Genomic DNA, 12,766 nt, shown 5'->3' on the forward strand with positions numbered 1-12,766 from the left:
ATATAGCGGGTTTTGTATTGAATCCGCTTTTTACATGACATTAAGGGTAACAATGCTATACTTCGAATTTTTAGCATACAGATGTGACTTAAAATGAATAAAAAAGCTGTCCATTTTTATCCCCCTTTAGAAGAAAAAATCAATATCATTTCTCATGCCTTGGGTCTGCTGCTCAGTGTGCTTGGGTTTGTGTTGTTATTGGTTCAAGCCATAAGTCAGGAATGGGTCCATGTATTGGCTGCCGTGGTGTATGGTTCAAGTATGGTGATCCTGTATGCAGCTTCGACCATATATCACCGTTCTACCACACCCAGCATACGCATAAGACTCAGGGTGGTTGACCATGCTGCCATTTATGTATTGATTGCGGGTACATACACGCCATATATGCTCATTACTATGCCAGGTACTTTGGGGTACTCAATACTGGCGGCTGCCTGGACTATGGCTGTGGTGGGTATTGTGATTAAATTATTTTATACCGGACATTTTGAAGTGTTTTCCACTTTATTGTATATCGCCATGGGATGGGCGATTGTTTTTGCGATCAAACCATTGGCTGCCAATTTAGCACCGGAAGGTTTGTTTTGGTTGATGGCCGGTGGTATTGCTTATACGGTTGGTGCCATTTTATATGCAATCAAACAAATTCCGTACAACCATGCGATATTCCATTTGTTTGTATTGATGGGCAGTATCAGTCATTTTATTTCAATCTACTTTTACCTTTAATCGATTGCTTGGCATTTGATGTTGAGGTTTTGTAGCCGTTGAATCATCGCTTGGGTTCCGGTGCATTGCATCTGTTCATTGATGATGAGGGCCTGCTTAATTCCCATGCTTTGCGCCGTTGCCAGCCAATGCGCACTGCCCGCCACGATCAAAGCTGTGGCTGCTGCATCGGCACTGATGCCATCCTGAGTGATTACAGTCGCTGAAACGATTTCACCAACGGGCATACCTGTTGTGGGATGGATGATGTGTGAATAGCGTTTACCATCAAACTCCTTATACCTCTGGTAATTGCCTGAGGTGAAGACTGATTCATCGCCGACAATTTCAAGTTCGGCTACCGTGGTCCAATCACTTGGAGATTGGATGGCGATGCGCCAAGGGACCTTGCCTTTGCTGCCGATACTGCGCAAATCACCGCCTGCATTGATGATGGCATTTTCAATTTGCTGTTGTTGCAAAATACCCACTGCCAAATCCACCGCCAAACCTTTGGCTATGCCGCCAAAGTCCAGCCACACGTGAGGATTGTCAGCCATTAGGTTTAAACCATCCAGATGTAGGTTCTTAACGGTTAAATTTTGTTGGATTAAATGTTCAATCTCTGACGGCTGGGGAGGTGGACTCAGGATGGGATATTCATCGGTGTGAAAGCCCCAAAGGTTGATTAATTCACCAATCACCGGATTAAACAAATGATTTGATAGCTCAGCCTGATCAATGGTTTGTTGGATAAATTGCGCTTCCTCACGACTTAACATCACACTTTGGCCATTTCTCAGTGTTTGATTGATTTGATGTAATCGTCCAGGTTTCCAGGCATGCCATTGGTGGTGCATGTTATTGAAAGTGTGACTGATCAGTGCCACAGCGTCAGTGACTTGTTGTTCATCATCGTGCCAAATATTGATGTCAATTAAAGTACCAAATACAAACAGTTGGTGTTTACTGACATTAAGTTCTTTCGGTTTGCATGAAGTCAAAAACAAGAAAAAAAGTAACAAAAAAACAGTTTTTTTCAAAACGCTGTTGATAATCATTCTTATTAGCATTAAAATTCACCCACTTTAAACAACATTGATAATGACATGATCAAAAAAACACTTATTTTAGCATTGTCGTGCTTCACCGTAGTGGCTTCTGCAGCAGAGAAAACGCCCAGCATAGAAGAAATGTGGCAAATCATTCAGTCACAACAAAAAACCATTGATGCACTGCAAGCAAAGCTTCAAGAACAAGATAAAACCGCAAACCAAAAAGCCGAGCAACTTGAAGCCCAAGTTGACGCACAGCAAGAAGCGATTGCCGTGGTTGCAGATGCCATAGAAGAGCGGTCAGAACCCACCAATCGAGTTAAAATGGGTGGCTATGGAGAGCTGCATTACAACAATTTGGATTCTGGTGAAGAAATTGATTTTCATCGTTTTGTGTTGTTTTTTGGTTATGATTTTAATGAGAAAACCCGCTTTTTCTCAGAGTTTGAACTGGAACATGCTTTGGCAGGTGATGGCAAGCCGGGTGAAGTTGAATTGGAACAAGCTTATATAGAGCATCTGTTTAATGAAAGCACCAAAGCCACAGCCGGCGTTAGTTTGGTGCCAGTAGGTATTTTAAATGAAACACACGAACCTGATACCTTTTTTGGTGTAGAACGCAATAACGTTGAGAAAAACATCATCCCTTCCACTTGGTGGGAAGCTGGTGTTGGCTTTAACAAACAATTCAATGATCGAGTGGGTTTAGACTTGTTTTTATCCAGCGGTTTGAATACACCGGTTTCAGGCAGCAAGGCATTCCTTATTCGCAGTGGTCGACAAAAAGTGGCAGAAGCCCAAGCTTCAGACTTGGCATACACCGCAAGAATAAGGTATAACCCAATCCCGGGATTGAAATTGGCAGCGACCTACCAACACCAAACTGATTTAACGCAAGGCGCTTTGGATGTGGCAGCAGATTTATTTGAAGTCAATGCGCAGTATCAAAAAGGTGGATTTGGTCTTAAAGCTTTGTACGCCAATTGGGATCTGGATAATAATGTCAATGACATCAATGCAGGACGAGCTGAACAAATGGGTTATTACATTGAGCCTTCATACCGTTTTGGTGGCGCCAGAGAGTATGGGGTTTTTGCTCGTTATTCTGTGTACAATAACAACGCCGCTGACAGCAATGCTTTGGATGTTGAACAAGTGGACATAGGCTTTAATTATTGGCTGACACCAACCACTGTGTTTAAATTTGATTACCAAGATCAAAGCGAAGGTGGTTCCGATGACGGATTTAATTTGGGTGTAGGTTATTCTTTCTAACCAAGAGATAAAAACTTGAGAAAAATAAATTTTCATTGGCTTTTAATCACCAGCCTGTTGATGTTGGCATCAACAGGCTGGTCTTATACTGCGGATGAAAAGTTAAAAATTGAATCGTTTTTGGCACAACAATTCAAGCAGCAAACCCCTAAACCCGCTCGTCTGTGGGTCAATGCAGAGATCAAAGCAGGCATCAGTAAAATCCTCAGCAGACCCAGCAATCAATTGAACTATCGATATTGGCAAGCCCAAGGCAAAACCATTTGGCTGTTGGATGAATTAGGTAAGGAGCGTGACATCACCACCGCTGTGGTGGTTAAAAACAATCAAATCGCAGCGATAAAAGTGATTGTGTATCGCGAATCCAGGGGTGGTGAAGTTCAAGTGCCTTGGTTTACCGATCAGTTTGTTGGGGTTCAATCAGGGACCAACTGGCAGCGCAATATTGACAGCATCAGTGGTGCCACCTTGTCGGTCAATGCGATGAAAAAACAAGCTGAATTGGCACTGTTTCTCAATGAGCAATTACCATGAGGATGCGCAAAGCCTTAAGAAAAATACACCGCTGGATTGGCATGATTTCTGCAGTGTGGTTGTTACAGTTGGCCACCACAGGCTTGTTGCTACAACATGCAGATGATTTAAAATTAACCACCAGTTATGTCAGTTCACCTACCATACTACAGTGGTTTGATTATGGTAAAAGACAACTGGCCTGGGATTCGGAAGGCGAGGTGTTTTATCAAATAGATGATGCCATCGGGTTTTCAGACTTTAAAATAGACCAAGCAGAAAAAATAATGGCTGCGGTGAAAATCAAGCAAGAGTGGTGGGCTGCTTCTGCTCAAGGTATTTACCGATATAATCAACAAGGTGAACTGGTGATGCAGTTAGATGCTTTTGATGGCTTGGCAACGCCGATTGACAAAGTGGCCTTGCACACTGACTATTGGTCTCATCAGTCTGCAGGTCAATGGTTTGAAGTCGATTCCAATGGAATGACCTCGAATTTAAATCATCAGCCCAGTGAAATCGTCCGCGCCAGGGAACTTGACTCGGATGAAAAAAATATATGGTTGCCACGAATGCTAGGGAATCAACTCAGTTATGACAAAGTCTTGCATGGCATTCATTCAGGAATCAAAAGTTCAAGTTGGCTCAACAGCCTGTCTGCATTGGCCCTGTTTTATTTGTGCTTTTCAGGACTTTACCTATTCTTCAAACAGCCAAAATCTAAACGAATCAGTTGAATAAAGAAAATAAGTGGCTAGCCATGCATCTGATTTTGGGTGAATCACCTCTATATAGGTAATACACAAAATCAAAAGGTTATTATGCAAACTGAAGTCGTTGTTTTATTTTTCATCGTAGGCTCATTAGCCACCATTATCCTGGTTCATTTAATCAATCGATATAAGCTCAAAGTAAAGACCCATGAATTGTTAGAAAAAAGCATTGAGAAGGGGTTTGATGTTACACCTGAACTTTTAGATAAGTTGCACAATGAGAAGTCATCCAGATTCAAAGATTTGCGTCGTGGTATCATAATGGCAACCATTGGAGCCGCAGTCTTCTGTTTCAGTTTGGTCATACCAGAAGATGACACTGCCCAAGTGTTCAGGGGGCTTTCAATATTTCCATTCTTTATTGGTGCGGGGTTCTTGCTGGTTTGGAAAATCAACAAATACGAAGACTGAAGCTGGTGAATCAAGACACGGTCTTGTCGCTGGTCAATCGTGTGGTCTGTAGCAATGACCACACCGCTTTCGAACGATTACTTAAAATGCACCAGTCTCAAATCAGACATTTTTTGCGCAGGTTAACTGCTGGCAACCATGCCTGGGCGGATGACTTATCGCAAGACACTTTTTTACTGGCCTATCAAAAAATCCATCAATACCGCTCAAAAGGCAGTTTCAGTGCTTGGCTGCACACCATTGCATACCGATTGTTTTTGAAATCAATTGATAAAGTCCAAATGGTTTGTTTTGACAGCGAATTACATGCACAAAATACCGAAAAAAACACCCTAGGTGACGATATATATGCCGAACAATTGATGCAAATATTGAACCCCAAAGAGCGAGTAGTGATCACATTGTCATGTGCCGCTGGTATGAGTCACAGGGAAATACAAGCCGTAACCCAGATGCCACTTGGCAGCATCAAATCCTTGATTCAACGAGCCAAAAGTAAAATCATTAAATATGCAGAACAAGACACTAACAAACAACAGGTGCAATCATGAATGATTCTTTTTTAGCAGAGATATTGGCCTATAAAAAGCCATTGGATGAAGCAACTTTCAATGCCACAGTGATGGACCAAATAAAGAAAGCCCATCAAATGAGGCGCATGATCGTGGCATGTTTCAGTTTAATGGGTGTATTCTTGACAGCGATGTATTTGTTGACTGTGATGCCAGCTGGCTTGGCGCCAAAACTGTTGACACCAACCAATGGCTTATTACTTTCAAGTATAGGACTGTTTGTTATTTGGCTGTGGACTGTTGAACTGTCCAGTGATTAAGGCACCAGGCTATTCCGGGTGCCTTATATTGCGGTTAATTTATTGGGCCTGTCCAATGTGTTGGTCAAAAAATGCCTGCACCTTGTCATACAATTCTATTTTGTTGTCCAAATCATAAAAGCCATGACCTTCATAAGGCTTGAGCATCTTTTCATGATTGATACCCGCTTGGTCTAAGGCTTTAGACATGTCATGGTAGTTATCGACGACCACCCTGGGATCTTTGCCGCCATGGACCAACATGACAGCGGCTTTGATTTTATCGACATGGTATATGGGTGAACGTTGCTTGACAAAATCAGTGTCGTCTCTGTTCCAGGCTTCATCAAGAAAGCGTTGGCCGCTTTCAGATTGAACAATATCAGATTTGCGGGTTAGTTGAATGTCATATAAACCCACATAACCCACAGCACATTGGTACAAATCAGGTTCTTGAGCCACACCCATCAACGCGGCATAGCCTCCATATGAAGCGCCATAGATACAAATATTTTCTTTACTGGCATGGCCTTGTTCAACCGCCCACAAGGTGGCGTCAGTTAAATCATGTTGCATTTCCTTACCCATTTGACGGTAGTGGTCATATTGAAAATCTGCACCACGTCCCCCTGAGCCACGGTAATTCACTTGTAATACGGAATAGCCATGGTGAGATAAAAATTGCACTTCAGGGTTGTATCCCCATGAGTCAGTCACTCCGTAAGGACCCCCATGAACCATCAACACCATGGGTGATAATTTGCCTTCTGGCTGGTTCATTGGTTGGGTCAAATAACCACGAATTTCTAATCCATCACGCGCCACAAACTCAATCGGCTGCATCGAAGCCATTTGTTTGCGATCTATCCAAGGTAAGGTTTTGAATAATGGGGTGACTTTGTTGCTGTTCATGTCCATCAAATAGTGGTTGCCTGGATTGTAATCACTCCACACCCTGATGACTGCCAGTTTTCCATCTCTGGAAGTGTTGACGATATTAACCACTTGACCTTGGAATGAATTGAATAATGAGCGGTATATTTTAGCCACTGGATGTTGGGGATCAAAAAACTCAGTTTCTACATAGCCAGGCATGCGAGTAAAGCCAATGATTTCAGGTGAATCATAATTAAAATCATAAAGATGCGACAACACTTCAGCATCGCCTTTCACTGGGTGAATGAAAGTGCTTTCTTTGCTGTTCAAATCCAAAGAATAGATGCCCGTTTCCTTGTTGGCAGCCCCATCAAAATAGATCAAATTTTTATTGTCCGCTGAGAAATCATAGACTTCCATTTGGATGTTTTTTTCATCAAATTCTTTGAATAATTCCCATTCGCCTTCCGGCGTGGCTTTGATGTGAATTTTAAATAGTGAACGGTCTTCGTTGAAGCTGGTCGATATTTTCGGGTTGCCGGTATGATCAGCATACAGTCTTGCATATTTTTCAGGACTTTTATCAACCACTTTCTTTTTGCCAGTATAGACGTTTAATTTATAGGCGTAGGTGTAGGTATTGTCGACATGAGATATCAAGATGTGTTTGTCATCATTGGGCAGCCTATTGAGGATTTCATAACCCCTTTGATAGTCCCTGGCTCCGCCAATTCGCTTGCTTTTCGATGGCAACAATTGAATGGTTTTTTTGCCATTGATGTTACCAGCAAACAAATACCCTGTGGCTCGAGGCTGGGCCAGGGGCCCTACTTTCTGAACCATGGCAGCAAAAATTCGCTCGTTGTTTAGCCAGCCATAATTACCTATTTCTTTTTTGTCAGATGAAAAGTTGAAAATGTGTTTGATCTTGGTCGCATTGATGTCAAGTATGGCCAATTTTTTGGTACCATCGGTTTCAATGGTGGCCGCGAAGTGCTTGCCATCGGGTGAAATTTTGATTGATGTTAAATCCGGGTTTTTAAAAAAAGTCTCGGTGTTTATGTTGGCCGCAGTCACCTGGTGGCTACAGGCAATCAAAAACCAGCTGATGGTCAGTATTTTTAACATCAATAAATCTCAATAAAAAGTACATTTTACTGAAAAATGCCTTTTGCTTCATCTTTAGGATTTATTTTTTTTAACATGGGTAAGGATTGATTTTTGTTTTTTTGTTACACTCATTGTTTACTGAATTTGAGGGAATGAGGAATGAATCCAGAGCCAGCTAATTATCTAATTCAAAGTGATGCCGTGTTGTTTGGTGTCTTGGCATTAATCTTGGGCTTGGTGTTTTATACCAAACAAAGTAAAAACCCAATCCTGGTTAAGTTTTATACCTATGTGCCAGCACTGTTGATGTGCTATTTATTGCCTTCATTTTTAACCACTTTTGGCTTGGTCGATGCCGATGCTTCTAACTTGTATTACATGGCTTCGCGGTATTTGTTGCCTGCTGCCTTGGTGTTATTGACCATCAGTGTGGATTTAAAAGGCATTGTTCGTCTGGGGCCCAAAGCTGGGATCATGTTCCTCACTGGAACCCTGGGAATTGTGATAGGTGGTCCGATAGCTTTCATTGCCACTCGAGCGATGTTTCCTGAAGCTTTTGCCGCCTCTGGAGCCGATGACATTTGGCGTGGTATGACCACCTTGGCTGGATCATGGATTGGTGGTGGGGCGAATCAAGCTGCGATGAAGGAAGTATGGGAAGTGTCTGACGCGGCCTTTACCCAAATGGTTGCCATTGATGTGGTGTGGGCCAATATTTGGATGGCCATTTTGTTATTAATGGCAGCCAGGTCTGCCAACATTGATGCCAAAACAGGTGCAGATGTATCGGCCATTGAACGCATTAAACTCAAAATGGAGACTTTTCAAAAAGAAAATGCCAAACCACTGACGCTGCCTGATTTGGCAATGATGTCTGCCATAGCTTTTGGTATCACTGGATTGGCCCATGCTTGCGCCAATTGGTTGGGCCCAGCAATCAAAAACAACTCACCCTTATTGGCCTCGGTCAATTTAGACTCGACTTTTTTCTGGCTAGTAATCCTGGCCACTTTGGGCGGTGTATTGATGTCTTTCACCAAGGCGCGTAAATATGAAGGTACTGGCGCATCTGCGGTGGGTTCGATGTTCGTGTATATTTTGGTAGCCACCATTGGCTTGAAAATGGACGTCACCCAAATCAAACCGTTCCTGTTTGTCATAGGTGGTATTTGGATTGCCATTCATGCCTTTTTGCTATTAGGTGTAGGTAAACTAATCAAAGCACCGGTGTTCTTCTTGGCCGTCGGTTCTCAAGCCAACATCGGTGGCGCCGCTTCAGCCCCGGTTGTCGCATCAGCCTTCCATCCTGCTTTGGCACCGGTCGGCGTGTTACTTGCCGTGTTTGGCTATGTGATAGGCACTTCAGCTGCCATGTTGACTGGCATTATCTTGCAGTGGCTGGCGGGATGAAGTATTCAGGTATTGTTACTACACTTTTAACGTTGGCGCATGAAGCGCGACAGGCTCAATGACCTTGGCTTTTAAGCTGACTGAGCTTGTCGAAGCCCCTCGTTTTGCTTGTATTGTGGTGCCCTACAGGCATGCCAAGCCTTTGATGTGGTGACCCTGATAGTTTTAAACACCTGAGTCAAGGGGGCCTAAGTTTGATCGTCTTGATATGAATCAATCAGTGGCAAATGCCCAGTCTTGACCCAAATAATGGTTTCTTCATCCACATAGGGGTGATGGCCACTGAGGTGGGGGCTGCGGATCCAACTGCCTTTGGGGTAGATACCATATTGGTCTTTAAAAGTGCCTGACAGTACGAAAATTTCTTCACCACCGAAATGTGTATGGGCTTGAAAAATTTCTCCTTTGGGCCATTTAACCAAAGCTGTGTTTTCATGCAGATGTTGGTGTAAAGGCATCACTGACAATCCACCGATACCAGCACGCCATTCAGCGGTGTTGGTGTCGATGCGAATTTCAGCCATGTCAGTGCTTTGGAATTGGCACAACTTAACCAACAAGGCGCATCCATTTTTACTGAAGGGTGCATGTGAAGAACCTGCCGGGTTTCTGAGGTATGTTCCAGCTGGGTAATCACCATGTTCATCAGAAAACACACCGTCCAGCACCCATATTTCTTCACCTTTTGGGTGTTGGTGGGAATCAAAGGACGCGCCAGCTGCATATTTAACCACGCTGGTTGCATGCCCTGATTCTGCCTCGGCTCGTGCCAGTTGTTTTCTGAATACTTTGGGTGACGGACTGGGTGACCATTCCATTTCTTCGGTATGAATGACGACTTTTTGGCTGAAATCCATGTTCAAATGCTTTGACATGTTGTTGTCCTTTGTGAATCCAATTTTTTTTATTGGTGTATTGGTTATATCAATGTGATGTCTTGTCCAAATCGACGGTATTAAATCATCGAAGACAAGTTGAGTTTAATTCAAAAACCGTGACTCTGCACCTTTCAGCACCCTGAGGCATCACATCAGTCCTAAGTTGCAATGATTAAATTATATTGACATATGAGATGTATTTGTGTCTTAATGTAACCCTAGGGTGTCATTTGGAGGTGTTTAGGTACCTTTTTATTTTTGTATCAATGATGGAGATATTTAATGAGTAACAATCAAAATTGCGCGGAAGCGATGGATTTAATGAATACCAGGATAGCGGTTGGCTTATTACTGGCTTCTCTTAGTTACGGTTTAGACGCTTTTACCTATTTGCTGCCTGCAGGTGAAAACCAAGTGCTTAAGTGGTTTGGTTTCGGTGTCAGTGTGTTGGCTGCTTTGTGGATTTTTCGAGCAGTGGGTCCTGCACTTTGGGATAAATTAAAAAGTGGTCAGTTCAAACACCAAGAACCTGAAAGTTTCATTACTGAGACCTTTCATCAGGCAATCATCAAATCATGGATCATCACCATTGCTGTTTTGATGGTTTTGAAAGTGTTAGAGCAATTGATTGTTCGAATTGATTTACCCATTGAATTTTATTTCAATGGATTGGTCTTTATTATGTTGTTTTCAGTCAGTGTTATTTTTCTCGTTTTGACGCGTGAAAATGATGACAACAGCATTGCCATTAATTAACTTTTCAAGGGAGACAAGAAATATGAACCACAAAAATAGGGCTGAAAAGACAGAACAAGCCTACAAAAGAATCGCCTGGAGTGCCTTAATGGTGGGTGTGGTTGTGCTTAATTTGTTGCTTTCATTGCATGTATCAAAAGACAGCGCTGAAATCATCTCAATGATCAATTCAGTGCTTATAATCCTGGTGTCAGTAATGATGATTCTGGCCGTAATATCACAACATGGAAGCGTTAACAGCAGCCAGACATTACTGCTTGAAGAACCACAAAGTCATGCGTCTGAAATGTTAAATAAAGCCATCAGTATTTCATGGGGTTTTAGTATGGTGACTTTGGTTGCCATTAAAATGGTCAGCACTTATATCTTATCTACACAATTAAGTGGTGACTTTGTGTTTTATGCTGTACTTGGTCTGATGTTGGTGTCTTACAGCTTAAGCTATTTGTTTTTGACAGCAGAGGGCTATGACCAACATCCTGATGAGGAATGTGACTGATGCCTACACCATTGAAAAATCGCATTCGGGTGTTTCGTGCCGAACATCGCATGAGTCAAAGTGAGCTGGCTGATGCCATTGGCGTTTCCAGAAAAACCATCAGCACCATTGAAGTGGGAAGGTATGTACCATCAACCGTGATTGCGTTGAAAATTGCCAGGCATTTCAAAGCACCGGTTGAGGAGATATTCAGTTTATCAGAAGCAAGTAAAGGGTTGCTAAAATGAAAATCATAGGGTGTCCGAAATATGGATCTGCTGAGGTTTTGTCGGTTGTTGATAGACCGGTTCCGTTGGCCGGAAAAAATGAAGTTCTGGTTAAAGTATATGCCGCATCGGTGAATCCAGTTGATTGGGAAATTCGCAGTGGTGCTTTGAAAATTAAAACTGGTTTCAAACCACCTGAGATTTTGGGTTCGGATTTTGCTGGGGTGATTCAAGCAGTTGGTTCACAAGTGAACGAATACCTGGTAGGCGATGAGGTCTGGGGTAAATTTGATTCATTCAAAGGGGGATCATACGCACAGATGGTGGTCGCAAAAGAACAAAACATCAGTCTCAAACCTCAAAATATAGATTTTTTGCATGCCGCCGCTGTACCCAATGTGGCTTTGACTGCTTACCAAGCTCTGGTTAAAAAAGCGGGTCTGAAAAGGGGTCAAAGTGTGATGGTCAATGGTGCTTCAGGCGGTGTGGGGATGATGGCGGTGCAAATGGCCAAAGCTTTAGATTGTCATGTCACTGCCGTTTGTAGTGGTAAAAATATGAGCATGGTTCAATCATTGGGAGCTGATGTGGTATTGGATTACAATCAGGATGACATTTTGAAACCAAACAATGCTTATGATGTATTTTTTGACTGTGTTTCCAATCAATCATTTTTTAAAGTGCGAGCCACTTTGAGATCAGCGGGTACCCACGTAAAAACGACGCCAGATTTAATCAGTGCCTTGGGTGGTTTGATTAAACCTTTCAAAGTAAAACGACCGGACCACATCATGGTTAAGCCCAACAACAAAGATTTAAAACAAATAAAAGCATGGGTGGAAAGCGAACAACTGAAACCAATGGTTCAACAGGTGTATTCAATGGCAGAAATTGTGCAAGCACACCAGCAGAGTCAAACAGGCCGAGTGGTCGGTAAACTGGTGTTGGATATGCAGGGTTAATCGATTCATGGTAATTGGTCCAAAGAATGGTATACCCGGTTCATGATTTCCAGATTGGTTTGAATTTCATCCTCTGACATCACGGCTGTCATGGCTTGAACCACTTCTATTTGTACTGACATGGATTGATTGAGTAATTGTTCCCCAGCTGATGTTAAATGTAAGTGATGTACCCGAGCATCCTGCTGGTCTTTGCGCCGTTCAATCAAACCCCTTTGTTGTAACTTTTTCAATAAGGCCGAGGTGTTGCTTTTAACCACCAGTAAACGGTCACTGATTTCTTGCTGTGACATGCCTGGTTTGTGATTAATGTTCATTAATAACTCGTGTTGAGCGGTGGTGAGTCCAAGTTTAGCCAACTTGATATTCATGACTTTTTGACACTTCAGGTAACACTTTACCACTGACAGCCATGATTTATGGCCTTTGATGTCACAGGGTCTTATGGTTTGGTTGGTTTTCATTTTCACACAAGGTTCACATATGAACTATATACTGTATAATGAAACAAGCTTAAAGT

At 42.5% G+C, this 12,766-nt stretch carries 16 protein-coding genes; 12 read left to right on the forward strand and 4 right to left on the reverse strand.

Annotated features, from left to right (window positions below):
- The first annotated feature begins 93 nt into the window (after positions 1-93).
- Complete coding sequence (gene trhA / locus CCS90_RS03145; protein ID WP_099018043.1) at positions 94-732, forward strand: PAQR family membrane homeostasis protein TrhA; 639 nt, start codon at positions 94-96, stop codon at positions 730-732.
- Here the strand turns inward: trhA and CCS90_RS03150 are convergent.
- Complete coding sequence (locus tag CCS90_RS03150; protein ID WP_162846712.1) at positions 729-1,772, reverse strand: FAD:protein FMN transferase; 1,044 nt, start codon at positions 1,770-1,772, stop codon at positions 729-731. The two genes, trhA and CCS90_RS03150, sit on opposite strands and share 4 nt — an antisense overlap.
- 48 nt (positions 1,773-1,820) lie before the next feature.
- Here CCS90_RS03150 and CCS90_RS03155 point away from each other — a divergent pair, with 48 nt between their 5' ends.
- The 6 genes from CCS90_RS03155 (at position 1,821) to CCS90_RS03180 (ending at position 5,570) form a co-directional block, all read left to right on the forward strand.
- On the forward strand, positions 1,821-3,041 hold the full coding sequence (locus CCS90_RS03155) for a porin family protein (RefSeq protein ID WP_099018045.1): 1,221 nt from the start codon (positions 1,821-1,823) through the stop codon (positions 3,039-3,041).
- A 15-nt stretch (positions 3,042-3,056) separates the two neighbouring features.
- Positions 3,057-3,575 carry an FMN-binding protein gene (locus CCS90_RS03160; protein WP_133566413.1) on the forward strand — a complete coding sequence of 173 codons (519 nt, stop codon included), beginning with the start codon at positions 3,057-3,059 and terminating at the stop codon, positions 3,573-3,575.
- Entirely contained in the window at positions 3,572-4,291 is a 720-nt protein-coding gene (locus CCS90_RS03165; RefSeq protein WP_099018047.1) for a PepSY domain-containing protein, read from the forward strand. Before CCS90_RS03160 ends, CCS90_RS03165 begins: the two co-directional genes overlap by 4 nt.
- 84 nt (positions 4,292-4,375) lie before the next feature.
- Positions 4,376-4,738: a DUF6249 domain-containing protein gene (locus CCS90_RS03170; RefSeq protein WP_099018048.1), complete on the forward strand. Its 363-nt coding sequence runs from the start codon at positions 4,376-4,378 to the stop codon at positions 4,736-4,738.
- 5 nt (positions 4,739-4,743) lie between these two features.
- A complete protein-coding gene (locus tag CCS90_RS03175; RefSeq protein ID WP_133566412.1) occupies positions 4,744-5,289 on the forward strand; it encodes an RNA polymerase sigma factor in 546 nt (181 codons plus the stop codon).
- The gene (locus tag CCS90_RS03180) at positions 5,286-5,570 is read left to right on the forward strand and encodes a hypothetical protein (protein WP_099018050.1); all 285 of its coding nucleotides are present in this window, start codon (positions 5,286-5,288) and stop codon (positions 5,568-5,570) included. The genes CCS90_RS03175 and CCS90_RS03180 overlap by 4 nt, the downstream gene beginning before the upstream one ends.
- 39 nt (positions 5,571-5,609) lie before the next feature.
- Here CCS90_RS03180 and CCS90_RS03185 read toward each other — a convergent pair whose 3' ends face one another.
- On the reverse strand, positions 5,610-7,553 hold the full coding sequence (locus tag CCS90_RS03185) for an alpha/beta hydrolase family protein (RefSeq protein ID WP_099018051.1): 1,944 nt from the start codon (positions 7,551-7,553) through the stop codon (positions 5,610-5,612).
- A 141-nt stretch (positions 7,554-7,694) separates the two neighbouring features.
- Between CCS90_RS03185 and CCS90_RS03190 the strand changes: the two genes are divergently transcribed.
- A complete protein-coding gene (locus CCS90_RS03190) occupies positions 7,695-8,945 on the forward strand; it encodes a DUF819 family protein (RefSeq protein WP_099018052.1) in 1,251 nt (416 codons plus the stop codon).
- Positions 8,946-9,133: 188 nt separating this feature from the next.
- On the opposite strand, the gene CCS90_RS03195 is transcribed toward CCS90_RS03190, so the two are convergent.
- On the reverse strand, positions 9,134-9,820 hold the full coding sequence (locus CCS90_RS03195; RefSeq protein WP_099018053.1) for a cupin domain-containing protein: 687 nt from the start codon (positions 9,818-9,820) through the stop codon (positions 9,134-9,136).
- A 285-nt stretch (positions 9,821-10,105) separates the two neighbouring features.
- Here CCS90_RS03195 and CCS90_RS03200 point away from each other — a divergent pair, with 285 nt between their 5' ends.
- Genes CCS90_RS03200 through CCS90_RS03215 form a run of 4 tightly spaced genes read left to right on the forward strand, consistent with a single transcriptional unit; the run spans position 10,106 to position 12,246 of the window.
- The gene (locus tag CCS90_RS03200; protein WP_099018054.1) at positions 10,106-10,579 is read left to right on the forward strand and encodes a hypothetical protein; all 474 of its coding nucleotides are present in this window, start codon (positions 10,106-10,108) and stop codon (positions 10,577-10,579) included.
- Between the two features lie 22 nt (positions 10,580-10,601).
- Positions 10,602-11,078 (forward strand): hypothetical protein, encoded by a 477-nt coding sequence (locus CCS90_RS03205; protein ID WP_099018055.1) that lies wholly within the window; start codon positions 10,602-10,604, stop codon positions 11,076-11,078.
- On the forward strand, positions 11,078-11,305 hold the full coding sequence (locus tag CCS90_RS03210) for a helix-turn-helix transcriptional regulator (protein ID WP_099018056.1): 228 nt from the start codon (positions 11,078-11,080) through the stop codon (positions 11,303-11,305). The genes CCS90_RS03205 and CCS90_RS03210 overlap by 1 nt, the downstream gene beginning before the upstream one ends.
- The gene (locus CCS90_RS03215; protein ID WP_099018057.1) at positions 11,302-12,246 is read left to right on the forward strand and encodes an NAD(P)-dependent alcohol dehydrogenase; all 945 of its coding nucleotides are present in this window, start codon (positions 11,302-11,304) and stop codon (positions 12,244-12,246) included. The genes CCS90_RS03210 and CCS90_RS03215 overlap by 4 nt, the downstream gene beginning before the upstream one ends.
- 5 nt (positions 12,247-12,251) lie before the next feature.
- Here the strand turns inward: CCS90_RS03215 and CCS90_RS03220 are convergent, their stop codons facing one another.
- Positions 12,252-12,710, reverse strand: a complete 459-nt coding sequence (locus tag CCS90_RS03220) for a MarR family winged helix-turn-helix transcriptional regulator (protein WP_099018058.1) — start codon at positions 12,708-12,710, stop codon at positions 12,252-12,254.
- Between the last annotated feature and the right edge of the window lie 56 nt (positions 12,711-12,766).

Origin of the sequence: Marinicella litoralis (genome assembly GCF_002591915.1) — a bacterium.
Classification (GTDB): Bacteria; Pseudomonadota; Gammaproteobacteria; order Xanthomonadales; family Marinicellaceae; genus Marinicella; species Marinicella litoralis.